Source organism: Arenibacter certesii DSM 19833 (assembly GCF_000429545.1).
In the GTDB taxonomy this organism is placed as follows: Bacteria; Bacteroidota; Bacteroidia; order Flavobacteriales; family Flavobacteriaceae; genus Arenibacter; species Arenibacter certesii.
The window spans coordinates 160,840-186,458 of sequence record NZ_AUCB01000003.1 but is presented as its reverse complement, the minus strand read 5'-3'; the positions used below and the strand labels follow the sequence as shown (position 1 = coordinate 186,458).

Sequence of the window (25,619 nt, the reverse complement as noted above, 5' to 3'; positions counted from 1 at the left end):
AATCCCTTAAATACTTCATAAATCTTAGGTGTTTGCAAAATTTTTAACCATACATTAACAGCCGATAACTAAATAAATTTTCAATTTGCATCCACTTTTGAAACTTACAACTTAACTCAAAATAAAACAAAGGGCTATATGGAACAAAATACTTCGGTGGATATCAGCGCTGTAAACGAAAAAATTGCACAGGAGAGTGCTTTCATCGACCTACTTATTTTAGAAATGAACAAAGTGATTGTAGGTCAAAAGCACATGGTAGAACGTTTGCTTATCGGTCTTTTGGGACAGGGTCATATCCTCTTAGAGGGGGTACCAGGATTAGCAAAAACCTTAGCAATAAACACCTTGGCCAAAGCGGTACACGGTAGCTTTAGTAGAATTCAGTTTACACCAGATCTATTGCCTGCCGATGTAGTAGGGACCATGATATACAATATGAAAGTAAACGACTTTTCCATAAAAAAAGGTCCAATTTTCGCCAATTTTGTTTTAGCTGATGAGATTAACCGTGCCCCAGCAAAGGTACAATCCGCTCTTTTAGAGGCCATGCAAGAAAAGCAGGTAACCATAGGAGATGAAACCTTCATTTTAGATAAGCCATTTCTAGTAATGGCCACCCAAAACCCTATAGAGCAAGAAGGGACTTACCCCTTACCTGAAGCACAGGTGGATCGTTTTATGTTAAAAACGGTGATAGATTACCCTAAACTTCATGAGGAACAACTAATTGTCCGTCAGAACCTGAACGGTGCCTTTGACCAGGTACAGCGAGTAGTAAGCATAGATCAAATCCTTAGAGCGCAAAAAGCAGTTAGGGAAGTGTACATGGATGAGAAAATTGAAAAATACATTCTCGATATCGTTTTTGCTACCCGTTACCCAGAAAAATACAACCTAGAAAACCTAAAACCATTAATTAGTTTTGGCGCTTCTCCACGAGGTAGTATCAATTTGGCCACCGCTGCCAAATGTTACGCGTTTATAAAAAGAAGAGGTTATGTAGTCCCAGAAGATGTTAGGGCGGTTGTTTTGGATGTATTGCGTCACAGAGTGGGTATAACCTATGAAGCAGAGGCAGAAAATATTACTTCGGAAGAAATTATAAATAAGATCGTAAACGAAATTGAAGTACCTTAATCCGTCCACAGTTATCAGTCCATAAGCAAAGGCTCAGCTATGGTTGAATATTTATCAATGTAAACTGAAAAATGGATACTAAGGAATTACTAAAAAAAGTACGTAAGATTGAAATAAAGACCAGACGTCTTTCCGATCATATTTTTGGCGGGGAATACCACTCGACCTTTAAAGGAAGGGGGATGACCTTCAGTGAGGTCCGTCAATACCAATTTGGGGATGATGTAAGGTCTATAGATTGGAACGTTACTGCAAGATACAACGAACCTTACGTAAAAGTTTTTGAAGAGGAAAGGGAACTTACTATGATGCTAATGATAGACGTTAGTGGATCCCAGCTCTTTGGTACCAATAATCAATTTAAAAAGGAAGTTATCACGGAGATTTCAGCCACTTTGGCCTTTTCCGCGCTACAAAATAATGATAAGGTTGGACTACTTCTATTTACCGATGAAGTAGAATTGTATATCCCACCAAAAAAAGGAAGAAGTCATGCCCTACGCATAATAAGGGAGTTGTTGGAATTTTCCCCAAAAAGCTCGAAAACCGATGTGGGGGCAGCGTTAAAATTTCTGACAAACGTAATGAAAAAGAAGGCCATTGTTTTTGTGCTTTCCGATTTTATTGCAGATGATTACCTACAAACTTTACGGATAACAGGAAAAAAACACGACCTAACAGGAATTAGGGTTTTTGATGAAAGAGAAGAAAGTATTCCCAATATAGGGATGGTACAAATGCAGGACGCTGAGACAGGGGCGCTACAGTTGGTAAATACCCAATCTAAACAAGTACGCAGGGCTTATGAAAAATATCATCATGAAAGGGTTACCTATTTCCAAGACTCTTTTACCAAAGCGGGTTGTGGCGTATTGAGCTGTAGGGTAGACGAAAGTTATGTGAAAAAATTATTAGGCTATTTTAAGCGACGAGGTTGATTTAAATGAAGAATTCTGTGCTATTTATTTTTGAAAAATATGCTTCGCATTTGCTGCGTTCCTTGGCTATCTGCCTATTTTTGGCTGCAATACCGGGGTTTTCTCAGTCTATACCAACAATTAAGTCGGTTGTAGACACTACGGCCATTAAGATTGGGGAGCAGATAAAATTTAAGGTTATCGTAGAAACCGATACCCTATCCCATGTTGTTTTTCCCGATGGCCAGACGTTTTCACCTCTAGAAACAGTAGAAGCGCTAAAGACCGATTCGGTAAAGAAAAATGATCGGTTAACCCTTCAGAAAACATATGCCCTTACCCAATTTGATTCTGGCACTTATACGCTGCCTTCACAGATGATAGAAATTAATGGGAAGCATTTCTTTACGGATTCACTCATTATAAAAGTCGCAGACGTAGCTGTAGACACCACAGCCCAGAAAATGTATGACATAAAGCCCATTATCACAATAGAAAAGAGCAGGTCTATTCCTTGGATATTAATTTTATGGATCCTAGGTATACTCTTGGTTGTGGGAGCTCTATTATATTGGTTTGTATTTAGAAAAAAACCACTTAGCGAAGAAGAGAAGGTAGCATTATTACCTCCTTTTGATAGGGCTATTCTAGGATTAAAACAACTAGAAAACTCTAAATACCTAATCGAAGACGATTATAAGTCGTACTACTCCGAACTCACAGATATTGTACGCTCCTATTTAGAGGAAGACGCACATGTATCTGCCTTGGAAAGTACTACGGACCAGTTGATAGACAAATTGGAAATGATGAAGGATGCAGGTAAATTAAAACTGGAACACGAAACCATACAGCAGTTTAAAAAAGTATTGCAAACCTCTGACCTAGTAAAATTTGCAAAATCCAAACCCGAGACGTCTGTTGCTGTAGCAGATAGAAAATCTGTAGAGCAAATTGTTATTAAAACAAAAGAAGCTATTCCAGAGCCTACGGAAGAAGAGTTAATGTTGCAGGAAGAATATCAGGAGGAGCTTCAAAAGAAAAATTACAGAAAAAGAATATTGCTCACCTCCTTGGCCGCCGTACTCCTGCTATTATTTACTGGGGTAGCTGCCGTAGGTTATTATGGGTTTGATTATGTTAAGGATACAGTAATGGGACATCCTACAAAAAAATTACTGGAAGGAAATTGGGTACAAAGTGATTACGGATTTCCTCCTGTTAGTGTACAGACACCAGAAGTACTTTTACGTCAGGCCATAAAGCTCCCGCCAGAGTCACAGGCAGCTATCAAAGAAATGCAAGCTTTTGCCTATAGGAGCAATAAAGGACTGTTTACTATAGCAACCACCTCTATCTTATTATCACAACCAGAGGAGCCCGACTATGTAAAATCATCAGAACAAATATTACAAAATTTTGAGGCCCAAGGCGCCAAGAATATCACTACCAAACAGGAAGAATTTACTACTCTTACGGGGGTAAAAGGAGTGAAACTCTATGGGAGTGGAAAATTTGCTGTACCAGAATCGGAAGAATTGGTTACAGGGAATTATGTGGTTCTCTTTTTTGGCGGTAAGGGATTTCAACAAAACCTTATCCTTAGCTGGCTTGCAGATGACCCCTATGCCGATAAGATTGTAGATAGGATTTTAAACTCAGTTGAAGTAAAAACGACTTTATAAATGTTAGAGAATATTTCCTTTGCGAACCCACAGTTTTTCTGGCTCTTAGTATTACTGCCAGTGGCAATGCTTTGGTATTTCTTTAAAAGAAAAGAAGAAGTCGCTTCACTAAGAATATCGAGCATAAAGGGATTCCCTACAAAGAGCGTGTTACCAAAATTAAAACCACTGTTATTTGCACTTCGCCTATTGGCATTGGCCGCTATTATTGTAGCTATGGCCAGACCACAGACAGAAGATATCTCTACCAGAACCAAGACAACGCAAGGTATAGATATTGTAATGTCTATAGATGTTTCGTCCAGTATGTTGGCCCAGGACCTTAAACCCAATAGGCTGGTTGCCCTTAAAAAAGTAGCTGCAGAGTTTATTGACCAAAGACCCAATGACCGAATAGGATTAGTAGTATATGCTGGAGAAAGCTATACCAAAACTCCCATTACAAGTGACAAGGCCATTGTGCAAAATGCTTTAAAGGAAATCACTTATGGACAAGTGGATGATGGAACTGCAATAGGATTAGGTCTTGCAACCGCAGTAAACCGTCTAAAAGATAGCAAAGCTTTAAGTAAGGTTATCATTTTACTAACCGACGGAGTTAATAATTCAGGTTTTATTGAACCACAGACCGCTGCAGAACTTGCGGTAGAGTTTGGAATTAAAACGTACACCATTGCCATTGGAACTAACGGTAACGCTTTATCCCCCGTTGCCTATAATGCAGACGGTTCCTTCAGATATGCCATGGAAGCCGTGGAAATAGACGAAGCCCTATTACAATCGATAGCAGAAACAACGGGCGGCAAATATTTTAGAGCTACTGACAACAAAAAGCTAGAGGCGATTTATGATGAAATCAACAAATTAGAAAAAACTGACATAGAAGAATTTAAATATTATAAGTACGAAGAAAAATTTAGGCCTTGGGTTTATTTGGCAGGGGTATTGCTATTGATAGAATGGTTGACCAGAATCACCCTGTTCAGAAGTTTTATATAGCCCCATAAGTTAAAAAACTAAGTTTACTAGCTGTAATAAATGAAGAAATTAAAATGATTCAATTAGACGAGAAAACATATTTATACCTGTTATTCATCATCCCGGTGATGATCGTGCTATTTGTTTTATTTCAAATCTGGAAAAGGAGAACGCAAAAAAAATTTTCAGATCTTACGCTATTAAAAAGATTAACTCCAGAGAGATCTACCTTTAAGTCCACCTTAAAATTGGTACTTCTGCTATTGGGAATCACCTTTTTGACCCTTGCGTTAGTTAATCCAAAAATGGGCACTAAGTTAGAAACGGTTAAAAGGGAGGGGCTAGATATTGTATTTGCCGTAGACGTCTCTAAAAGTATGCTGGCAGAGGATATTGCACCAAATAGACTTGATAAGGCAAAACGCCTAGTTTCCGAAATCATAAACCAACTGGCAAGCGACCGTATTGGGATTATTGCTTATGCTGGGCAGGCGTATCCCCAATTGCCATTGACCACAGATTATGGAGCGGCAAAAATGTTCTTGCAAAACATGAATACCGATATGCTTTCCTCACAAGGGACTGCAATTGACCAAGCCGTTAAGTTGGCCACTAATTACTATGATGATGGTGAAACCAATAGGGTGCTTTTTATAATTTCCGATGGGGAAGATCACTCGGAAGGGGATATTTCTCAAAGTATAGAAGAGGCAACCGATGAAAATATTAGGATCTTCACCATAGGGGTTGGAAGTACAAAAGGTGGACCCATCCCAATAAAGAAAAATGGCGTTGTAGAAAGCTTTTTAAGAGACCGTGAAGGAGAAGTAGTCATTACAAAAATGAACGAACAGACCTTGCAAGATATTGCCAACGATGGAAACGGGGAATACATAAACGGGGAAAACACAGAACAAGCCGTTGCGTTTATAAGAGATCAGTTAAATAGGATAGATAAGACGGAGTTTGAAGCCAAACAGTTCGCAGAATTTAAAGATCAGTTCCAATGGTTTTTGGGGGCGGGACTTTTATTTATATTTTTAGACATCTTTGTCCTGGACCGAAAAACTAAGTGGCTGAAAAAGTTGAACTTATTTAATGAGAAGGAGCAATAAATCTAAGAAAATGAAAAGGATTGTATGCATCATATTATTGTTCGGTTATCTTGGCCATGCCCAAGAAATGGATAAAGAAACTCAAAAGGCAATAAAAAAGTCGGCAACCTACACTTGGGAGGGCAATAAAAAATTGGATGAGCAGGATTTTGTGAATGCTGAGGCTAAATATAGAAAAGCAATTTCCGAAAATGCAGATAACAACATCGCCCCCTATAATTTGGGGAACGCTTATTATGAGAACAAAACATATAGCGAAGCTTTTGGGAGGTATAAGCAGTCCGCTGAGAGCGCTACTAGCAAATCAGAAAAACATAAGGCATTCCATAATTTAGGAAATGTATTTATGAAGAGTAACGAATATGAGAAGGCGGTAGAAGCGTATAAAGAAGCGTTGAGGAACGACCCCACCGATGAGGAGACCAGGTATAATTTTGCTTTGGCCAAAGAGATGCTGAAAAAGCAACAGGAAGAGCAGAAAAATAACCCAGATAAGGACGACCAGGACCAAGAGGACAACCAGGATAAACAAGATCAACAGGATCAGAACCAAGACAAGCAGGAAGGCGAACAAGACCAAGAGGATAAAGGGGACCAGGAAGACAATAAGAATCAAGATCAGGAAGAAGGAGATCAGGGCGATCAAGAGAAAGAAGATGAGAAAGAGGGAGAAGGCGATAAAAAAGATGAGCAGCCCCAAGATGGAGATCAAGAAGAACAACAACAGCCAAGGCCCAACCAATTATCTCCACAACAGGTGAGAAGTTTACTAGAGGCCATGCAGAACGAAGAAAAGAAAGTTCAAGAGAAAATAGATGCCCAAAAGATAAAGGGACCAAAAGTTAAGAACGAAAAAGATTGGTAATAACCGTGCATTTAAAAAGATACATAACATTTATAGTTCTATTGTTCATGGCCATTACACTTAATGCCCAGAACGATGATGAATCTGTGACTTTTGAAATGGTACTCAGCAAGGACAAGCTAGGTATTAACGAAAGGATACGGGTAGATTTTACTATGAACAGGGATGGGGATAATTTTAATCCACCAGATTTTAACGGATTTAGGATTCTTATGGGACCTTCGCAGTCTATAAGCTCGTCTTGGGTGAATGGAGTAAGGAGCTTCTCCAAGACCTATAGTTATACCCTGGCACCCACAGCAAGGGGGAAATTCACTATTAATCAGGCTACCATCGATATAAAGGGAACCACTTATAAATCCTTACCACAGGAAGTAGAGGTAACAGCAGCAGTAGACCGACCTGATGGTGAAAAAACGGTGGATGATGTTGCGGATGAAAGTCTGCATTTGGTGGCAGAAGTTTCTAAGAGCAGCCCCTACTTAAATGAAGCTGTTTCTGTGGTGTACAAACTTTATGCTAGCCCAAATATAGACGTAACCAATTTTAGGGCATTAGACAATCCAAAGTACAACAACTTTTGGAGTCAAGACATTCCTGTTACTAAATATACCATTGAGAACACCACCTACAATGGTAAACCGTATAGGTCCGTAATTTTAAAGAGAGTCGTACTATATCCCCAAAGAACAGGCGAATTAGAACTAGAGCCCCTTTCTTTGGACGTAAGCCTTCAAATACCTACTAATAAACGCGATTTTTTTGGGGGGAGAGTTATGGCACCGGCCAACAAAACGGTTTCCGCAGGTAAAAGGACCCTCCGTGTAAAAGCCCTTCCTACAGAAGGCAAGCCAGCAGGCTTTAGTGGTGCTGTAGGGGAGTTTGACTTTTTTGTAACCCCGAGTAAAACCCATTTAAACGCTTCCGAATCGCTACAAGCAGTAGTAAGCATCAACGGAAAAGGAAATTTAAAATTATTTGAAATTCCAAAACTTCATCTTCCCAGCTCCTTAGAGGTCTATGATCCTGAGTATAAAGAAAGCGTACGGACCACTCTTTCAGGAATGGAGGGAAAGGTAGAAAACAGTTATACCGTAGTGCCCACATATAGGGGGAAATATCCAATCCCCAGCTTAACATTCAGTTATTTTAATCCAAAAACGGAAAAATACCACACCCTAAATTCCAAAGAGGCTATGATCAATGTCTTGGAGGGACCTACCAGTGGCGCGTTAAGTGCTATAGGACCTAGCGCTACCAGTAGTGACAGCAGTAAACAGCTTGTTGTAGCAACTGCGGACCAATTTGTTTTTAACAAATTAAACTCCAACTTAACTGCTATAAGCACTAACTACTTTTTTGGTTCTACGGCATTTTATTTGTGGTGGCTCCTACCCTTACTACTAATACCTTTGGCAATTGTTTTTGGTAAAAAACGTGAAGCTATAGCAAGCGATGTAGAAGGTAATAGGATAAAAAGAGCCAATAGATTGGCGAGAAAATATCTTTCAGCTTCTAGGAAAGCCCTCGGTTCCAAAGATTCTTTTTACGTAGCCTTGGAAAAAGCACTGCATAATTATCTAAAAGCAAAACTGAAGATAGAAACTTCGGAGTTTAGCAAGGATAAAATTGCCATGCTACTAAAAGAAAAAAATGTTGATGATCATACAAATGACGGCTTTATTGGGCTGTTAGAAAATTGTGAAATGGCCAGATACAGTCCTTTTTCCGAGGTGCAGATGCAACAAGATTACGATAAAGCCAGTGAGGTAATTTCACAATTAGACAAACAAATTTAAGTCATGGTACGTGTATTAGCAGTTCTTTTCTTGATAATTGGCGTTTTGGGACACTCCCAAAACCAACAACTATTTGAAAAGGCCACCACTTTTTATAATGCTGGGGAATATGAAGATGCAAGGGAAAACTACTTAAAGATTCTAGAAAACGGAGAGCATTCTGCAGCCTTGTACTTTAATTTGGGCAACACCTATTATAAACTTAACGATATTGCTCCAAGTATTTATTATTACGAAAAAGCCTTGTTGTTAAATCCATCGGACCAAGACGTTTTAAATAACTTGTCTTTTGCCAGAAACATGACCTTGGATGCCATTGAACCTCTACCCCAAACAACGGTGGCTAAATTCTACCATAAAGTTACAGGCTACCTGACCTTTGATCAATGGGCATATTTGAGCATTGCGTTTATGTTCTTATTTGTAGGTCTTTATATTGCTTTTTATTATTTTAGATTTGCTACCCAAAAGCGAATCGCATTTATCAGTAGCCTTATATTTCTTATTTTCACCCTCATTGCAGCTACGCTAGCCTATGTTCAGTACAAAAGGTTTAATTCTGAAAAACCTGCCATAATATATGTGGAACAAGCGCCAATTAAATCTGAACCCAATAACAGGAGTCAGGCAATATTTAATTTACATGCTGGGACAAAGGTGGAAGTAGTTGATCAATTAGACGGATGGAAAAAAATTGAAATAGCAGACGGTAAAACAGGCTGGGTCTTATCCACAGAGATCAGGGAACTAAAGGATTTCTAGTGCTTATCCAAACTTAAAAGCCGTATTAAGCATTTATATCACCATATTCACCACTGATTTTTTAATCTTATGGATCTAAATTTTAATACGAATGGATTAAAATTTTACCGAAAATTGGATACAAAGGTAGATTTCCCTATTATTTTATAATTATCTTGCGATCCAGAAATCGCAATCGGATTATACCTATTTTCAATTGGCGATTAGTCGCAGTTGGTATTTTACCTCCGTATTAAAAGCAACAGATGGATAGCCTAGATAAAGTCTTCAAAAACAACGAACAATGGATTAAGGATAAACTGGAAGGCAACCCAGAATTCTTTAATGATTTGGAAAGAGGTCAAAAACCTGATATTCTTTATATAGGATGTTCGGACAGTAGGGTGACTACCGAGGAATTGATGGGCTTGGGACCTGGCGAAGTCTTTGTACACAGAAATATTGCCAATATGGTAATCAGTATAGACCTCAATGTTATGTCCGTGGTAAACTATGCAGTAGACCACCTTAAGGTCAACAATATTGTTGTTTGTGGCCATTATGCCTGTGGGGGCGTTAAAGCGGCTATGCAGTCAGCAGACCTTGGTATTCTAAACCCATGGCTAAGAAATATTAGGGATGTTTATAGGCAACACAGAAATGAATTGAACGCTATTGAAAACGAAGAGGATAAATACAATCGTTTAGTGGAGTTAAATGTACAGGAGCAATGTATTAACCTTATTAAGACTGCAGCGGTACAAAGGGCCTATAGAGATCGTAATCTAATTGTACACGGTTGGGTTTTTGATATAAAAACGGGGAAACTGATAGACTTAAAGATAGATTTTAAGGGTATTCTAAATAACATTATGGAAATCTATCGACTAGATTAATAATCGACTTGATAAAAAGGGCATTATAAGGACTTACCCTTCAAAGCATAAACTACTCTAGCCATAAATAAAGTCAAACTAATCCACCAATTTCTATTGGGTACTTCTATTTAAATAGGTGCTTAATGTTCCCCGAGGTTCCTCGGAGAATATATTTAGATAAAATCTATTCGTGGCTTGGTATAAAAGTTTTAAATTTGCGGTTCAATTTTTGAGGAGAATCCAAGCCATACCATTGCCATGATAAATCAGATAAAGGAACATATTTCGGAAGTAGAAAAATTCACTTCCTCCGATAAGGATGCCATTGAGTCGTTTAGAATAAAATACTTAGGAAAAAAGGGACTGTTCAATCATTTTTTCTCAGATTTTAAAAATGTTCCTAACGACCAGAAAAAGGAGTTTGGACAGATTGTGAATCAACTTAAGGCGGTAGTTACTGAAAAGGTAACCACTTTAAAGCAAGCTTTAGAGGATGAAAAGCTAGCCCATGGGGTTTATGGCGATCTTACTCGTCCCGGAGAACCACTTAATTTAGGCTCTAGACACCCCATTTCCATCGTTAAAAATCAGATAATTGATATATTTTCCAGAATTGGGTTTAATGTTTCCGAAGGACCAGAAATAGAAGACGACTGGCACAACTTTACAGCATTGAACCTTCCGGAATACCACCCGGCAAGGGATATGCAGGACACCTTTTTTATACAGACCGCTCCAGATATTTTGTTGCGCACCCATACCTCTTCGGTACAGGTGAGGTACATGGAGAACAACAAACCTCCAATAAGGACCATCTCTCCAGGTAGAGTATATAGAAATGAGGCCATATCGGCAAGATCTCACTGTTTCTTCCATCAGATAGAAGGTCTTTACATAGACAAGGACGTCTCTTTTGCTGATTTAAAGCAGACCCTACAATTCTTTACCACGGAACTCTTTGGAAAATCTGAAATCCGACTTCGTCCCTCCTATTTTCCTTTCACGGAACCCAGCGCTGAAGTAGATGTTTATTGGGGCTTGGAAACAGAAGCAGATTATAGGATGACCAAAGGTACAGGTTGGTTAGAGATTATGGGATGTGGTATGGTAGATCCAAATGTCCTTACTAATTGTGGAATAGATGCCAATGAGTTCTCCGGATTTGCCTTTGGCATGGGAATAGACCGTATTGCCCTCTTATTGCACCAAATTTCGGACATTCGATTATTGAGTGAGAACGACTTGCGATTTTTGGAGCAATTTAAAAGCGCCCTTTAATTTTAAGGACTCACGTAGAGATCATCTAATTTAAAACGCATTTAATAGTGAAAAAGGACATAGAAATTCCAGTTTCTAAAAAGGTATACGTAGCAGTAGTACATGAGTGGAATGAAGAATTCTTGGTAAAAAACTGGAATGCATACATTATAAACGATCGAGAGACCTCAATTGAAGCCGTAATCGCAGTATCTACAGGTTATGAAGGAGATCATAAAACCTCCACAATGAGACATGGTTTAGGAGATATCCCTGCTAAAGCGATTAAAAAAATAGAGATGTTGCAAGAAGGGATACTCGCCTTTAACAACGAATTTTTTGTCACCTATTTCGCGGACAATAAACTTTACGAAAAAAGGTTTGTTTTTGAGAAGAACACGATAAAAGAAAATAATTTCACCTCTTTGCCCGTAATGGAAGTTGATGGCGTACTGGCAAAATAATTTCCAAGACCTTGCCTGAGACGCTTCCTCATTTTTAACTAATAATTAACGCTTTAGCGGTTCTCTTTATTCAGAACCAATGCTAAGTTTGTAAAATTACTTTTGAATTTACAAGTTTGGCAACCGACCTAGAGAAAAATCAATTAATTGAGGAGCTTGGCGTATATTTTGAAAACAACAAAATATTACCTCCCCTAGCTGCCAGAATCTTCGCTATGTTGATTCTTACCGATCAAGAAGGCATTTCTTTTGATGACTTTGTTGAGGGCCTTTTTGCCAGTAAAAGTTCTATCTCTACTAACTTACAACTGTTACAAGCCACTGGGCGAATTATCTACTTTACTAAACCTGGGGACCGTAAACGCTATTTTAAAATATCTCCCAATGATATTTTCGAACAATTAGACAAGAAAATTGAGCAATGGGAGACAGAGAAAGAGATGCATCTAAAGGTTTATAAATTTAAAAAAAACCTGCTTAAAATTAACTCCAACTCCCAGGAGGATATGCCGGGCCTACACTATACTAAAACGTATGCAAAGCTTGCTGAATATTTTATTGAAAATTTGAACCAACTCAAAGAAAATTTAAAAATTACCGTTAACTCCAATTCCAAATGAAAAAATTATTAATTGCACCCATAATCCTTAGCATTACCTTATTTATTGGTTGTGGAGAAAAGGAACAACCTATACAGGCTGCCTCTGCTGCCCCTTACCCTACCATAAAGGTAGAAAGAAGATCGGTAGACAATTTCACCAAATATCCAGCCAGTATAGAGGGGATGGTAAATAGTAAGGTTCGCGCCAAGGTTGCTGGTTATATTCAGGAGGTTTTAGTAGACGAAGGACAGGAGGTAAAAAAGGGGCAGTTAATGTTTACTTTGGAAACCCAATCCCTAACTCAGGATGCTGGTGCCGCAAAGGCAAGAATAAATTCTGCTCAGGTAGAGTTGAATAAATTACGTCCTTTGGTAGAAAAAAATATTATTAGCAGTGTCCAACTAGAAACCGCTAAGGCCAACCTAGAACAGGCCAAAAGTAATTATCAAAGTATAGCCGCCAATATTGGTTATGCCCAAATAAAAAGTCCAGTAGATGGAGTTGTGGGTTCAATACCATTTAGAAAAGGAAATCTGGTGAGTGCCCAAGATGCTGTGCCATTGACCACCGTTTCTAGTATAGAACGGGTTTATGCATTTTTCTCCATGAACGAAAAAGACCTTATTAGCTTTCTAAGAGACGTTGAAGGAAATACTATGGAAGAGAAAGCGAAAAACATGTCGGACGTGCAATTAATTCTTGCAGATGGCTCTATATATGAACATAAAGGAAAAATAGAGACTATTAGTGGTGAGATCAACACTAATACCGGAACAGTAACATTTAGAGCAACTTTCCCCAATCCACAAGGGCTATTAAGAAACGGTAGTAGCGGTAGCATTATTCTACCTAACAAATTGAACGATGTTTTAGTGATCCCTACCTTATCAACCTATGAACAACAAGGGAAAAAATTTGTATACCTAGTACAAGGCGATTCCTTAGTACCAAAGTCTATCACCCTTACGGCTGCAGTAAATGGTATATCGGCCATAGAAGGACTGGAAGAGGGAGTGCAGATATTGGCAAACGGACTTGGCAAAGTTAGGCCAGGGCAAAAAATTATACCACAACCCACCAGTTTGGACAGCATTATATATTCTTTCAATCCTGTTTTTAAATAAGTCAGCATGCTAAAAACATTCATAGAAAGGCCTGTACTTTCCACCGTTATATCTATAATCCTATTATTATTAGGTGGTTTGGGATTACTCACTTTACCAGTGACCCAATACCCGGATATTGCACCACCTACTGTACAAGTATCTGCCAGTTACCCAGGAGCAAATGCGGAAACCATCTTAGAGAGTGTCATTGTTCCTATAGAGGAACAGATCAACGGGGTAGAGGACATGACCTATATTACCTCCACAGCAAGTAACACAGGTAGTGCGAGTATTACGGTATATTTTGAACAAGGCGTAGATCCTGATATTGCTGCTGTAAACGTACAAAACCGAGTAGCTCGTGCCAATGCACTGTTACCTGCAGAGGTTATCCGATCTGGAGTAATAACCCAAAAACGACAAAGCTCGGCGCTAATGTACGCGTCCCTATATTCTACCAATCCCGATTATGATGAGACCTTTATACAGAACTATCTCAACATTAACGTCAAACCAGAATTGCAACGTATTAAAGGGGTGGGTGATGTAAATGTTTTTGGGGGCAAGGATTACGCCATGCGCGTATGGTTAGATCCCGTAAAGCTAACCGCGTATAATTTAACCGTGACCGATGTCACCCAAGCCATTGGAGAGCAAAGTATGGAAGCTGCTGCCGGATCCCTTGGGCAAAACTCCGGGGAAGCGTTTGAGTATGTTATTAAATACAAAGGAAGGTATAAGACCGCTGAAGAGTATCAGAATATAATTATTAAATCTTTGGGTAATGGTCAGTTTCTAAAACTAAGTGATGTAGCCAAAGTAGAGTTAGATGCATTTTCCTATACTTCCATTGGTCGCGCAAGAGGCTATCCCGGAGTAGGTTTTGGAATTTTCCAAACTCCAGGATCTAATGCACAGCAGATCATAGAGCAAATCTATGAGAAAATGGATGAGTTAAAAGAAGGATTCCCTTCAGGGGTAGACTATGTTGTAAACTTCGACACCAATAAATTCCTAACGGCATCTATGACCAAGGTGCAAGTGACGCTAATAGAGGCCTTTTTATTGGTTTTCTTAGTGGTTTTCTTATTCCTTCAAGATTTTAAATCAACTTTAATTCCAGCAATAGCAGTACCAGTTTCTATTATAGGAACCTTTTTCTTCCTTAATCTCCTGGGCTACTCCTTAAACCTTTTAACTCTTTTCGCACTTCTTTTGGCCATCGGTATTGTAGTAGATGATGCTATTGTAGTGGTAGAAGCGGTACATGCCAAACTAGAGGATGGGTACACTTCAGCAAAAAAGGCCTCTTTGAGTGCTATGAATGAAATTAGTGGCGCCATTGTTTCTATTACTTTGGTAATGGCAGCGGTTTTTATCCCTATTACCTTTATTCAAGGTCCATCTGGGGTATTTTATGAACAATTTGGGGTGACTCTCTTGATTGCTATCTTAATTTCTGCTGTTAACGCGTTAACATTAAGTCCGGCATTATGTGCTATTTTCCTTAAACCGCCTAAGAAGGAAGGTGAAAAGAAGAAAACTATTGTAACAAGGTTCTATACCGCTTTCAACGCAGGTTTTGAAGCAACCACTCACAAGTATGTTAAGTCCCTAAGGTTCTTAGTAAAGAATAGTTGGGTAACCGTAATCATTCTTTTAGTCTCCGTATTTGGCATATGGTGGGCCAATAGCACTACCCCAACAGGTTTTGTTCCTTCTGAGGATAGGGGCGTAATTTTTATGAACATGGAACTTCCCCAAGGTTCCTCTTTGGACCGTACCTTCAGTATTACCGAAGACATTTATAAAGCTATTGAATCTATCGAAGGAGTAAGATCTGCATCTTTACAAGGGGGTCGAAATTTCTTTTCCGGAGCAGGCAGCTCCTATGGAATGGGCTTTATCCTGTTAGAAGATTTTGATAAGCGAACAACTGATGAAACTTCTTCAGAATCCATTATTCAGCAATTATTTGCTAAAACTGGGCATATTACAGATGCGAATATAATATTCTTCGCACCTCCAAGTATCCCAGGGTTTGGGGCTTCAGATGGATTTGAGGTTCAGATTTTAGACCGTGCTGCAGGGAGCCTAAAGGCGTTAGACACCATAGCGAACGGATTTGCCGCAGCACTTACACAAAGACCCGAAATTGGCTATGCTTCCAATTCGTTTAGCACCAATTTTCCACAGTTACAAATGGATATCGATATTCCAAAAGCCAAGGAAGCGGGAGTAGAGATCAGTAGCATCCTAAGGACACTACAAGGGTATATTGGCGGCTTATACACCGCAGATTTCAGTCGCTTCGGAAAACAGTTTAGAGTAATGGTACAGGCTAAACCAGAAGACCGAAAGGACGAAAACAGCTTGCACAGCATGTATGTTAGAAATAACGAAGGGGAAATGGCCCCTGTATCGCAGTTTGTAACGTTAAGTCGGGTTTACGGACCCCAAACGGTAAATAGATTTAACCTATTTAATTCGGTAACAATAAACGGATCAGCGGGTCCAGGCTTTAGTTCTGGAGATGCTATTGATGCGGTAACAGAGGTTGCACAACAGAATTTACCACGGAACTATGAGATTGCCTTTTCTGGGATAACTAGAGAGGAAATTTCTTCCGGAGGACAGTCTGGGGTCATATTTTTACTGAGTATCATATTTGTTTACTTCTTTTTATCCGCACAGTACGAAAGCTATTTATTACCGTTTGCAGTATTGCTCTCTCTGCCAATTGGGGTAGCGGGCGCCTATTTATCCACTAAATTTTTAGGCTTGGAAAATAATATTTATTTCCAGATAGCTTTGATTATGCTTATTGGTCTGTTAGCTAAAAATGCTATTCTAATTGTAGAATTTGCCATACAGCGAAGACAGCATGGTCTATCTATTACCGAAGCTGCCATAGACGGTGCAAGAGCCCGATTAAGACCTATTTTAATGACCTCCTTTGCTTTTATCCTAGGATTAATGCCATTAGTAGTAGCAAAAGGCGTAGGAGCTGCGGGGAACAATGCCATTGGAACCGGAGCTGTTGGAGGAATGTTAGTAGGTACGGTTATAGGAATTTTTATTATCCCAGTTCTATTTATTCTCTTTCAATGGTTGCAAGAGAAAGTTACCGGGGTACCCACAGTAGAAACCATTGAAGAATAATAGTTTTATATATTATGCGAAATAACACTTTGTACAGACTCTTTCTATTAACTATAATTCCGGTATTGATGCAATCCTGTTTTTCTGCCAAGGAATATGTTAGACCTGCAATAGAAAGCGATGCCCTCTACCGTACAGACAATATTAAAACAGATAGTCTTTCTATAGCCGAATTGTCTTGGACGCAACTGTTTACAGATCCTATTTTAACGGATTATATCCAAAGAGGACTAGACAATAACCTGGATATAAGGGTTGCATTAGAAAACATTAATGCTGCACAGGCCTATTTAAGGCAAGGAAAAGCTGGCTATTACCCTACTTTGGATGCTATGGCAAGTTATGGCCGATCTACCTTTTCAGAAAACGGTGCAATGGGAATGAATAGCGGATCTGCCTCTGAACAATTTGAACTATCAGGTTCCCTATCTTGGGAGGCAGATATATGGGGGAAAATTAGAAGTACAGACAGAGCATCCCAAGCCACCTACCTACAATCCGTGGCCGCGCACCAAGCGGTGAAAACAAACCTCATTGCTGCCATAAGCAGTACTTACTATAGACTTTTAGCCCTTGATAAGCAGAAAGATATTATTAAGGAAACCATAGAAGCCAGAAAAAGTAGCTTAAACACCACTCAAGCTTTAAAAGACGCAGGCCAAGTTACAGAGGTAGCGGTAAAACAAACCGAAGCGCAATTGTATTCCACAGAAATTATTTTGGTAGACATTGAAAAGAATATTAAACTATTAGAGAACACTTTTTCTATCCTAATGGGCGAATCGGTACGAGGTGTGTTAAGAGGTGCATTGGAAGACCAAGAAGTACAAACTGAACTGACCACTGGTGTACCTGCAGATTTATTGGTGAACAGACCCGATGTTTTACAAGCGGAGTACGGATTAATCAATGCATTTGAGCTTACCAATGTGGCTAGAAGCCATTTTTACCCTTCTTTGCGACTTACCGCTGCTGGAGGTTTTCAAAGTTTGGAGTTGGATAATTTATTCAGCGCCAGCTCCCTATTCTCAAATTTAGCAGGGTCCTTAGCCCAGCCCATATTAAACGGAAGAAGAATAAGGACGCAACATGAAGTTTCACAAGCGCAACAAGAGCAAGCTTTACTACGCTACAAAAAGACATTGTTGATGGCGGGAAAGGAAGTGTCGGACGCCCTCTATGAATATGAGGCAGAAAGCAAAAAAATTGAAGTGCGAAAAATGGAACTCGCATCCAATATGCTGGCCGAGACCTATTCTGAAGAATTGCTAAATAACGGCTTAGCCAATTATTTAGAGGTACTGACTGCCAGACAAAATGTACTTAATTCCCAATTAAATCTTATTGACTCCCAATTTGGTCAATTAAACGCCATAGTCACACTTTATGAGGCACTTGGCGGGGGATGGCAATAAAATAGTTAGATGTATGTAGGTTATATAGCATCAAAACTCTATGAAAACTAAAGGTGGGATTACGATGTATGGAGTGATGGCATTGTTGCTAATTGCCATACATTATTTATTAGACTTAAGCGTATTTGATCCATGGGATCAGTACCTTCCTTTCGCAAAAAAACTAACTATAAGCTTATTTTTAATTGCCATAATCTATCTGATAAGCAAAATTATTGCTAAGATTATAGACACCCAAACAAATTCTGAAGGGGATAGGTATAACCTCTTGAGAATTGTCCGCTTCTTAGCGATGGTATTCAGCCTTATAGTGGTGGCTTCCTTTCTATTTCAAAACCTATACGCGGCAGTCGTCAGTTTTGGATTAATATCCTTAGTTATAGGTTTTGCCTTGCAAGCCCCCATTACCTCTTTTATCGCGTGGATTTATTTAATTTTTCGTAGATCCTATCTAGTAGGAGATCGTATTCAAATAAAAGACTTCCGTGGTGATGTGGTAGAAATAAGTTATTTAGACACCTCCATTATGGAATGTAGCGGAGATTATCTGGGCAACGATCGCAAAAGCGGAAGAGTAATTAGATTTCCCAATAGCCTTATACTGAGAGAGGAAATAATTAATTATACTGGACCCGAAGCTCCTTTCATTTGGAATGAAATTGCAATTCAAGTGGCCTATACCAGTGATCTAAAGTTTGTGGAAGAATGTTTATTGCAGGCAGCTATTAGAGATTTTAAGGAAAGTTATCCGCAGCTAGCAAATCAAAAATATGTAAAATGGGATGCCGCAGTCCATTTTAGGATAAGCAAGTACGCTTGGATAGAGGGAGTAGTAGCTTATCCTGTTGAACCTAAAGATACTACTGCTCGTAGAAACCGTATTTTAAAATATGCTCTGCCCTTGTTGAACGAAGCTCCAGATAAGGTTAAATTCCCAGAAGGTGCTTTGCGATAACTTTTATATTATTATTATTTTTATTACTGCCACACTATTTAGAATATTTCTTTGAATAATAGTGTCATATTTTTAGGGAATAAATCTTGCTCTTCCATCCCGTCTAAATATAAAGCAAATAATATTCAGTGCTTCAAAAGGCACAACAAACTGAATCCATTTTGGTACTTTAGTAAAAGTTTTCAATTGCTAATAGTAAGCTTCAATCCAGCAGTATGCAGGCACAACATTCCACAACCAAAATTCAACTAGAACTGGTAAATAGCATCATCCATGGCTTTGGAATTATTTTTGGGATCGTGAGTATTCCTATTCTAATTGCCTTTGCCATAAAAAGCAATAATACACCCGGCGTTATTGGCGCAGCAATATATGGATTTTGCTTTCTACAACTTTTTACTTTTTCTACACTCTATCACGGCTTTCAACACGCCCAAGTAAAACCCATATTTCAAATTCTAGATCACATTAGCATCTATTTCCTAATATCCGGCACTTATACCCCTTTCTTATTAATTTATATGAATAATGCTTTTGGCATTTCATTATTGAGTGTGTTGTGGAGCCTAACGGCTTTTGGAATTATTTTTAAGATCTTTTTTACCGGTAAGTGGAACATTATTTCAACACTCATTTACATTGCAATGGGCTGTATTATGCTCGTAGGCGGTCGTACTTTTTTTGAAACTATTCCCTCCGCTATAATGACCATGATTCTTATTGGAGGTGGACTTTACTTATTGGGGGTAATCTTTTACCTATGGAGAAGATACCCCTACAACCATGCTGTGTGGCATTTTTTTGTACTGGCCGCTGCTATTTGCCATTATGTAGCCATTCTATTAGCGGTGTAATAAACTTAGGCAACCTCAAAGGAAATTTTTTTTGCAGCCCACCAAGGCTGAGTTTCTATAGTAAGCCTCCCGGCAGCAATCATTGGGTCTAAATTGGCAAGACTAACCGCCATTTTCTGAGTTGGCACATTATAAATGGTAATTCTCCTTATTTCTCCATCATCCCCAAAAGGACCTGATATATCTGCATAACCCAATAGATACCTTCTTTCTAGATGCGCTAAATGCAAAACTTGCATAGTGTCTAACTCTGTCTTACACAGATACGTGTTTTCTCCTCATTTTAAGAAGACCATAAAATATTATTACATCAATATGGTATCCTTAGTATCTTTATCTACATAATCCAATATTTAGAAGCCCTGCTCTTCCAATTCTTGCTTTGTATGCACAATAGAAATTTTCTTCCCTTCTATTACATTATTTCCCTTCATACTATTTTCTAAAGTTTTCATACATGAAAATACTAAACCAAAAGGAAATATATAACTCAATTATTTCACGATTTCCATGTTTTAAAGGGTTGTTTACTCAATTGGGAGTTATAATATTTATTTATTCCCGTTACCTCTTTACCTAACCATGAAGGAGTTTTAAAAGGCTCGTCTTCTGAATTCAGTTCTATTTCGGCTACTATTAGCCCCCTGTTCTCACCAAAGAATTCGTCTACTTCAAATAAATGCTCTCCCACTGGCACTTCATATCTAACTTTTTCTATAACGCCGGGTTCTGCCAATTCCATTAAGGATTCGGCATCCTCAACCGGAATAACCGTTTCCCACTCAAAACGGGTTGTCCCCAAATCATTTCCCTTTCCCTTAACAGTAAGGAATCCCGCATCGTCTTTAATTCGCACCCTTACCGTACGTAAGGGATCTGTATTAAGGAAACCCTGAACAATTCTATAAGCACTTACCGAAACCTCCTTAAACGCTTCGGAATTCACTAAAAACTTACGCTCTATTTCTATCACACTATTTATTATTGAATTGATCTTCTCTACTACTCTTTATTCAGCTGCAAGCTTTCTTATCTGGTCTGATTCGATATAAACTTCATTGTACTGTTTATTGGCAAGCCAGACCATAGCAGAAGCAATTGTCTCTGGTTTAATAGACTTATATTTGTCCAATGGTCCAACGAACACAAAATTCAATACCTTCATAAATTGATTTGCCAAACCTTCTCCCAATCTTTGTTCCGCTCTCTTACCCGCAATCAAAGAAGGACGCAAAAAATGAGTTTTAGGTATACCTAATGCCAAAACAGCATTCTCCATCTCCCCTTTTAACCGGTTATAACTAGCCCTACTCTTAGGATTGGCACCCAAGGCAGAAATTACAATATAAGTGTTAATATTGTTTAACTTGCAAAGCTTCCCTGCTGAAACTGGGATACCAACATCTATTTCGCGATACTTTTCGGAATCCGGCGTTTTGGCTTTTGTGGTTCCAATACAACAAAATACCTCATCGGCATTAAAATCCATTTTAAACTGTTCAAGATTGCGCAGATCACCAAGGTACTCTTCCAATTTTTGATGAGAAAATCCGATGGTAGATCTGGAAAACAATTTGATCTTACCATAGCGATCATCTTCCAATAGTGTTCTTAATAAGATACCTCCAGTTAAACCAGTAGCTCCTAATATAATCGCGGTTTTTAATTGTTCGTTCATAGACCAAAATTCTTAAGGTGCGAGTTTAATCAATAATTATATGTACTCCCCTATAGTTGTTATAAATTTACAGTATGAAATTGGATTTTCCGCTACGAAAAATAATCCATGTGGATATGGATGCGTTTTATGCTTCTGTAGAACAAATGGATGATTCCACTCTAAAAGGGAAGCCCATTGCTGTTGGTGGGGCTGAAAAAAGGGGAGTTGTGGCTGCAGCTAGCTATGAAGCCAGAAAATATGGGGTACGTAGCGCAATGAGCGGCTACATGGCCAAAAGAAATTGCCCAGACCTTATTTTTGTGCCGCCTAGATTTGACCGGTACAAAGAAATATCCCTGCTAATTCGCAACATATTTTTTGAGTATACAGATTTGGTTGAACCACTTTCCTTAGATGAGGCCTATTTGGATGTTACCATCAACAAAAAGGGAAATCCCTCTGCTTCTTTAATTGCTGCGGAAATAAGAAAAAGAATTTATGAAGAAGTAGGCCTAACAGCATCGGCAGGGATTTCAATAAATAAGTTTATTGCGAAAGTAGCCAGTGACTATAACAAACCCAACGGTCAAAAAACTGTAAACCCTGAAGAAGTAATTCCATTTTTGGAAAACTTAGAAATCCGTAAATTCCACGGAGTAGGTAAGGTTACCGCAGATAAAATGTACCAACTGGGAATATTCACTGGGCTGGATTTAAAGCAAAAGACTTTGGAATTCCTAAGCGCCCATTTTGGAAAGAGTGGCGAATATTATTATCATGTGGTAAGGGGTATACACCTAAGTCCGGTAAAACCAAATAGGATTCCAAAATCGGTAGGTGCAGAACGTACCTTTAGTGAAAACCTAAGCAGTGAGGTATTTATGCTAGAGCGCTTAAAACACATTGCCAACGAGTTGGAGCGGAGACTTAAAAAGTCTCATATCGCTGGAAAGACTATCACCCTAAAAATAAAATATAGCGATTTCACCCTACAAACAAGAAGTAAGACCGTACCTTATTTTATTGCAGATAAAAATGTGATCTTGGAATTAGCAAAGGAATTGCTCTATCAAGAAAAAATGGAAAATTCTGTTCGCCTGTTAGGAATCTCCTTATCTAACCTAAACACGGAGAAAAGCACCCCAGCAACCGAAAAATCGCTTTCCATACAACTGAAATTCGATTTATAAACGAAATAAAAAAACCTGTTAGATTATTAAAATCCAACAGGTTTTGCTATAAAAATTTAAGCTGGTTAAGCTTTAAGATTATCAATTCCCATTTCAGATACCCTTAGCGTATTTACCATTCCTTTCGCCTTAATAGGCATGGCTGCTAAACTGACCAACATATCCCCCACTTCCAAAAATCCTTTTTCGAAAGCAATTTTATTTACATCCTCTATAGTCTGGTCCGTGGACACAAATTTATCATAATAAAACGCCCTCACTCCCCATAACAGGTTAAGTTGCGTAAGGATTCTTTTATTAGAGGTAAATACCAAAATATGTGCCTTAGGTCTCCAAGCTGAAATCTGAAAAGCGGTATAGCCACTATTAGTCAAGGTTGAAATAGCCTTGGCCTTTATTTCATTTGCCATATTGGCCGCATGAAAACAGATAGATTTGGTAATATACCTATTGGTTCTGATGTGTGGATGTTCATGTGGCACTTTAATAAGATCTGAATTCTCCACACTCATTAGAATGCTTGCCATTCTTTCAATAACCTGTACTGGGTAATTCCCTACAGAAGTCTCGCCAGATAGCATCACTGCATCTGCACCGTCCATAACAGAGTTGGCCACATCATTCACCTCTGCCCTGGTAGGCGTAAGGCTAGTTATCATGGTTTCCATCATCTGCGTGGCGATGATTACAGGAATCCTTGCCTTTTTAGCACGTAATACCAACTGCTTTTGAATAAGAGGTACTTCTTGGGCAGGAACTTCTACACCCAAATCTCCACGGGCAACCATTAAGCCATCACAATAGGCAACAATCTTATCGATGTTCTCTACTGCTTCGGGCTTTTCTATTTTGGCGATAATTGGAATCTTATGTTCGGAATGCTCCTTTATAATATTCTGTAGATCAATTAAATCCTGACTAAACCTAACAAAGGATAGAGCAATCCAATCTACATTCTGGGAAATTGCAAAAATAGCGTCCTTGATATCCTTTTTTGTAAGCGCTGGTAGGGATATATTGGTATTAGGTAAGTTTACCCCTTTTTTGGATTTAAGAGGTCCACCCTGAATAACCTTAGCTCTAACCTCATCTTTTTTATTAGTGGAGATTACTTGGAACATTAACTTTCCATCATCCAAAAGAATGCGTTCGCCCTCATTTACGTCCCTTGGAAATTGAGAATAGTTCATATAAACTCGCTCGGAATCACCTTCAAAAGGTTCTCCGGTAACAAAGGTAATCTCATCTCCTGCGGAAACGATTACTTCCTTTGCCATTACCCCTACCCTAAGCTTTGGGCCTTGCAAATCTGCAAGTATAGAAGTATTGGTTCCCAACTCTTCGTTTAATTCGCGGATCATTATTATGCGCTCCTTAACATCTTCGTAGTCGGCATGTGAAAAATTTATCCTAAAGACATCCACTCCTGCTCCTATCATGTCCCTTAGAACACTCTTCTTACTAGTAGCTGGCCCTAAGGTGGCTACTATTTTTGTCTTTTTTAATGCTGGCATTCTATTAATATATTAAATTATTTCTTGATTTAAGTTTGTTTGCATCCACACTATAGGCAGTTATTACCTTTGGGATGGAAAGAACGGACTTAAGGATTTTCTCCTCCACGTCCAGTTCATCATGTTCTACCTTTAAAAAATAATCTACTTCCTTATATTCGGGAATTAGACTATAGGCAGTAAATGAGGGAAGGTCTTGGAATAGGTTACCTACATTTAATTCCTCCTTTGCTACGCTATTATTACTTATAAGGGTATAATAGCGATCGTGAATTTCATCCCTCCAGTCAAAAAAGGGAAACGATCCATTGGGAGATATTTCCAGATCCTTTACAGCTCTTTTTAATTTTATTTTCAAGTAAGAATTTAGTGCGTACACAAGTGAATGATCCTCTCTACTAGAGTGTAAAGCGATTAAGGTAAAATGCTCATCATAGCTATCTTCCGAAATTTTGTATATCGCCGCCATACTTTCCGTGAAAAGTCGTAAATATAGGGTTAATATAGAAACAAGCCTAGTCTATGATACCTATAAAAACATCTAGGCAATACGAAAACGTTGGAGTTCACTATATTTTACGTTAAGATTTCTTCATTTTGTCCTGTAAAGCAAAGTAGGCTCGTTTTGACGCTCTCTCCTCTGCCTTTTTCTTAGAAGTAGCTCTAGCCTTTGCCACAATTTTATTATCTATGGTGAGTTTTACTGCAAAGTGCTTAACAGCATCATTGCCTGTATCCTCATATACATCAAAGTTAAAGGATTTTTTTTGCTTCTGGCACCACTCGATAACCAAACTTTTGTAACTAATAACTTTTCCTTCCAACTGCTCAATATCTACATAAGGGGCAATCACCATTTCGGAAATAAATTTTTCACAATATTTATATCCCCTATCCAAGTAAATTGCTCCAACCAAAGCTTCAAAAACATTACCATGAATATTGTCTCCGAAACGGGATTTCGGAATTTTACTTTCCACGTAATCAATTAGACGCAAATCTTTACCCAATTCATTGAGATGCTCCCTACTTACAATTTTAGATCTCATTTTAGTGAGATACCCCTCATCTCCATCGGGCACTTTTAAGTACAAATGTTTAGAAATAATAGTTCCTAACATGGCATCACCCAAAAACTCTAAGCGTTCATAGTTAATGGGATTACCATCCTTATCTTTCCTATTTGCAGAACGATGAACAAAGGCTTTTTGAAATATCTCTAGATTCTTTGGCTTAAACCCCAGTATTTTTCTCATCCCCAAAAAAAAATCCCCATCCTTTTTGGAATGGGAATAAAATAAATTGGAAGGAAAGCTCATAAC

24 protein-coding genes are annotated in these 25,619 nt (G+C 38.6%); 18 read left to right on the top strand and 6 right to left on the bottom strand.

The genetic code is table 11. The features are described from left to right. The first annotated feature begins 138 nt into the window (after window positions 1-138). The 17 genes from G466_RS0100770 (at window position 139) to trhA (ending at window position 19,933) form a co-directional block, all read left to right on the top strand. Window positions 139-1,140 carry an AAA family ATPase gene (locus tag G466_RS0100770; RefSeq protein WP_026811912.1) on the top strand — a complete coding sequence of 334 codons (1,002 nt, stop codon included), beginning with the start codon at window positions 139-141 and terminating at the stop codon, window positions 1,138-1,140. Window positions 1,141-1,211: 71 nt separating this feature from the next. Then, a complete protein-coding gene (locus G466_RS0100765; protein WP_026811911.1) occupies window positions 1,212-2,078 on the top strand; it encodes a DUF58 domain-containing protein in 867 nt (288 codons plus the stop codon). Between the two features lie 5 nt (window positions 2,079-2,083). Continuing rightward, window positions 2,084-3,742, top strand: a complete 1,659-nt coding sequence (locus tag G466_RS0100760) for a BatD family protein (protein ID WP_051315475.1) — start codon at window positions 2,084-2,086, stop codon at window positions 3,740-3,742. Next, the gene (locus G466_RS0100755) at window positions 3,743-4,741 is read left to right on the top strand and encodes a vWA domain-containing protein (protein WP_026811909.1); all 999 of its coding nucleotides are present in this window, start codon (window positions 3,743-3,745) and stop codon (window positions 4,739-4,741) included. Window positions 4,742-4,794: 53 nt separating this feature from the next. Further along, window positions 4,795-5,835, top strand: a complete 1,041-nt coding sequence (locus G466_RS0100750) for a VWA domain-containing protein (RefSeq protein ID WP_026811908.1) — start codon at window positions 4,795-4,797, stop codon at window positions 5,833-5,835. A gap of 10 nt (window positions 5,836-5,845) precedes the next feature. Further along, window positions 5,846-6,700: a tetratricopeptide repeat protein gene (locus G466_RS0100745; RefSeq protein WP_026811907.1), complete on the top strand. Its 855-nt coding sequence runs from the start codon at window positions 5,846-5,848 to the stop codon at window positions 6,698-6,700. Between the two features lie 47 nt (window positions 6,701-6,747). Beyond that, window positions 6,748-8,499 carry a BatD family protein gene (locus G466_RS0100740; RefSeq protein WP_051315474.1) on the top strand — a complete coding sequence of 584 codons (1,752 nt, stop codon included), beginning with the start codon at window positions 6,748-6,750 and terminating at the stop codon, window positions 8,497-8,499. A gap of 3 nt (window positions 8,500-8,502) precedes the next feature. Next, window positions 8,503-9,261, top strand: a complete 759-nt coding sequence (locus G466_RS0100735) for a tetratricopeptide repeat protein (protein WP_026811905.1) — start codon at window positions 8,503-8,505, stop codon at window positions 9,259-9,261. Window positions 9,262-9,506: 245 nt separating this feature from the next. After that, window positions 9,507-10,136, top strand: a complete 630-nt coding sequence (locus tag G466_RS0100730) for a carbonic anhydrase (protein WP_026811904.1) — start codon at window positions 9,507-9,509, stop codon at window positions 10,134-10,136. A 240-nt stretch (window positions 10,137-10,376) separates the two neighbouring features. Beyond that, complete coding sequence (gene pheS, locus G466_RS0100725) at window positions 10,377-11,396, top strand: phenylalanine--tRNA ligase subunit alpha (RefSeq protein WP_026811903.1); 1,020 nt, start codon at window positions 10,377-10,379, stop codon at window positions 11,394-11,396. A gap of 47 nt (window positions 11,397-11,443) precedes the next feature. Continuing rightward, window positions 11,444-11,839, top strand: a complete 396-nt coding sequence (locus G466_RS0100720) for a hypothetical protein (protein ID WP_026811902.1) — start codon at window positions 11,444-11,446, stop codon at window positions 11,837-11,839. A 116-nt stretch (window positions 11,840-11,955) separates the two neighbouring features. After that, complete coding sequence (locus G466_RS0100715; protein WP_026811901.1) at window positions 11,956-12,459, top strand: GbsR/MarR family transcriptional regulator; 504 nt, start codon at window positions 11,956-11,958, stop codon at window positions 12,457-12,459. Then, the gene (locus tag G466_RS0100710; RefSeq protein ID WP_026811900.1) at window positions 12,456-13,565 is read left to right on the top strand and encodes an efflux RND transporter periplasmic adaptor subunit; all 1,110 of its coding nucleotides are present in this window, start codon (window positions 12,456-12,458) and stop codon (window positions 13,563-13,565) included. The genes G466_RS0100715 and G466_RS0100710 overlap by 4 nt, the downstream gene beginning before the upstream one ends. Before the next feature lie 6 nt (window positions 13,566-13,571). Further along, complete coding sequence (locus G466_RS0100705) at window positions 13,572-16,709, top strand: efflux RND transporter permease subunit (protein WP_026811899.1); 3,138 nt, start codon at window positions 13,572-13,574, stop codon at window positions 16,707-16,709. Window positions 16,710-16,723: 14 nt separating this feature from the next. Continuing rightward, window positions 16,724-18,124 (top strand): efflux transporter outer membrane subunit, encoded by a 1,401-nt coding sequence (locus G466_RS0100700; RefSeq protein ID WP_026811898.1) that lies wholly within the window; start codon window positions 16,724-16,726, stop codon window positions 18,122-18,124. A 40-nt stretch (window positions 18,125-18,164) separates the two neighbouring features. After that, complete coding sequence (locus G466_RS0100695; protein ID WP_051315473.1) at window positions 18,165-19,079, top strand: mechanosensitive ion channel family protein; 915 nt, start codon at window positions 18,165-18,167, stop codon at window positions 19,077-19,079. Window positions 19,080-19,294: 215 nt separating this feature from the next. Beyond that, the gene (trhA, locus tag G466_RS0100690) at window positions 19,295-19,933 is read left to right on the top strand and encodes a PAQR family membrane homeostasis protein TrhA (RefSeq protein ID WP_026811896.1); all 639 of its coding nucleotides are present in this window, start codon (window positions 19,295-19,297) and stop codon (window positions 19,931-19,933) included. Window positions 19,934-19,938: 5 nt separating this feature from the next. On the opposite strand, the gene G466_RS23705 is transcribed toward trhA, so the two are convergent. From G466_RS23705 to G466_RS0100675, 3 genes are all read right to left on the bottom strand, one after another. Beyond that, the gene (locus G466_RS23705; protein WP_157373778.1) at window positions 19,939-20,172 is read right to left on the bottom strand and encodes a YciI family protein; all 234 of its coding nucleotides are present in this window, start codon (window positions 20,170-20,172) and stop codon (window positions 19,939-19,941) included. 260 nt (window positions 20,173-20,432) lie between these two features. Next, window positions 20,433-20,906, bottom strand: coding sequence for a CYTH domain-containing protein (locus tag G466_RS0100680; RefSeq protein WP_026811895.1), 474 nt, complete (start codon window positions 20,904-20,906; stop codon window positions 20,433-20,435). 36 nt (window positions 20,907-20,942) lie between these two features. Further along, the gene (locus tag G466_RS0100675; protein WP_026811894.1) at window positions 20,943-21,611 is read right to left on the bottom strand and encodes a Rossmann-fold NAD(P)-binding domain-containing protein; all 669 of its coding nucleotides are present in this window, start codon (window positions 21,609-21,611) and stop codon (window positions 20,943-20,945) included. Between the two features lie 74 nt (window positions 21,612-21,685). Between G466_RS0100675 and dinB the strand changes: the two genes are divergently transcribed. After that, window positions 21,686-22,783: a DNA polymerase IV gene (dinB, locus tag G466_RS0100670; protein WP_026811893.1), complete on the top strand. Its 1,098-nt coding sequence runs from the start codon at window positions 21,686-21,688 to the stop codon at window positions 22,781-22,783. A gap of 65 nt (window positions 22,784-22,848) precedes the next feature. Here dinB and pyk read toward each other — a convergent pair whose 3' ends face one another. The 3 genes from pyk to rnc form a co-directional block, all read right to left on the bottom strand. Further along, on the bottom strand, window positions 22,849-24,297 hold the full coding sequence (gene pyk, locus G466_RS0100665) for a pyruvate kinase (protein ID WP_026811892.1): 1,449 nt from the start codon (window positions 24,295-24,297) through the stop codon (window positions 22,849-22,851). Window positions 24,298-24,301: 4 nt separating this feature from the next. Beyond that, window positions 24,302-24,766 (bottom strand): IPExxxVDY family protein, encoded by a 465-nt coding sequence (locus G466_RS0100660; RefSeq protein ID WP_026811891.1) that lies wholly within the window; start codon window positions 24,764-24,766, stop codon window positions 24,302-24,304. A gap of 112 nt (window positions 24,767-24,878) precedes the next feature. Beyond that, on the bottom strand, window positions 24,879-25,616 hold the full coding sequence (rnc, locus tag G466_RS0100655; RefSeq protein ID WP_026811890.1) for a ribonuclease III: 738 nt from the start codon (window positions 25,614-25,616) through the stop codon (window positions 24,879-24,881). Between the last annotated feature and the right edge of the window lie 3 nt (window positions 25,617-25,619).

Coding starts and splice junctions, on each gene's coding strand:
- G466_RS0100755 (WP_026811909.1), top strand. CDS start 3,743: ATGTTAGAGAATATTTCCTTTGCGAACCCACAGTTTTTCTGGCTCTTA.
- G466_RS0100735 (WP_026811905.1), top strand. CDS start 8,503: ATGGTACGTGTATTAGCAGTTCTTTTCTTGATAATTGGCGTTTTGGGA.
- dinB (WP_026811893.1), top strand. CDS start 21,686: ATGAAATTGGATTTTCCGCTACGAAAAATAATCCATGTGGATATGGAT.
- G466_RS0100765 (WP_026811911.1), top strand. CDS start 1,212: ATGGATACTAAGGAATTACTAAAAAAAGTACGTAAGATTGAAATAAAG.
- trhA (WP_026811896.1), top strand. CDS start 19,295: ATGCAGGCACAACATTCCACAACCAAAATTCAACTAGAACTGGTAAAT.
- G466_RS23705 (WP_157373778.1), bottom strand. CDS start 20,172: ATGCAAGTTTTGCATTTAGCGCATCTAGAAAGAAGGTATCTATTGGGT.
- G466_RS0100760 (WP_051315475.1), top strand. CDS start 2,084: ATGAAGAATTCTGTGCTATTTATTTTTGAAAAATATGCTTCGCATTTG.
- G466_RS0100770 (WP_026811912.1), top strand. CDS start 139: ATGGAACAAAATACTTCGGTGGATATCAGCGCTGTAAACGAAAAAATT.
- pyk (WP_026811892.1), bottom strand. CDS start 24,297: ATGCCAGCATTAAAAAAGACAAAAATAGTAGCCACCTTAGGGCCAGCT.
- G466_RS0100710 (WP_026811900.1), top strand. CDS start 12,456: ATGAAAAAATTATTAATTGCACCCATAATCCTTAGCATTACCTTATTT.
- G466_RS0100730 (WP_026811904.1), top strand. CDS start 9,507: ATGGATAGCCTAGATAAAGTCTTCAAAAACAACGAACAATGGATTAAG.
- G466_RS0100695 (WP_051315473.1), top strand. CDS start 18,165: ATGAAAACTAAAGGTGGGATTACGATGTATGGAGTGATGGCATTGTTG.
- rnc (WP_026811890.1), bottom strand. CDS start 25,616: ATGAGCTTTCCTTCCAATTTATTTTATTCCCATTCCAAAAAGGATGGG.
- pheS (WP_026811903.1), top strand. CDS start 10,377: ATGATAAATCAGATAAAGGAACATATTTCGGAAGTAGAAAAATTCACT.
- G466_RS0100675 (WP_026811894.1), bottom strand. CDS start 21,611: ATGAACGAACAATTAAAAACCGCGATTATATTAGGAGCTACTGGTTTA.
- G466_RS0100745 (WP_026811907.1), top strand. CDS start 5,846: ATGAAAAGGATTGTATGCATCATATTATTGTTCGGTTATCTTGGCCAT.
- G466_RS0100740 (WP_051315474.1), top strand. CDS start 6,748: ATGGCCATTACACTTAATGCCCAGAACGATGATGAATCTGTGACTTTT.
- G466_RS0100660 (WP_026811891.1), bottom strand. CDS start 24,766: ATGGCGGCGATATACAAAATTTCGGAAGATAGCTATGATGAGCATTTT.
- G466_RS0100750 (WP_026811908.1), top strand. CDS start 4,795: ATGATTCAATTAGACGAGAAAACATATTTATACCTGTTATTCATCATC.
- G466_RS0100700 (WP_026811898.1), top strand. CDS start 16,724: ATGCGAAATAACACTTTGTACAGACTCTTTCTATTAACTATAATTCCG.
- G466_RS0100705 (WP_026811899.1), top strand. CDS start 13,572: ATGCTAAAAACATTCATAGAAAGGCCTGTACTTTCCACCGTTATATCT.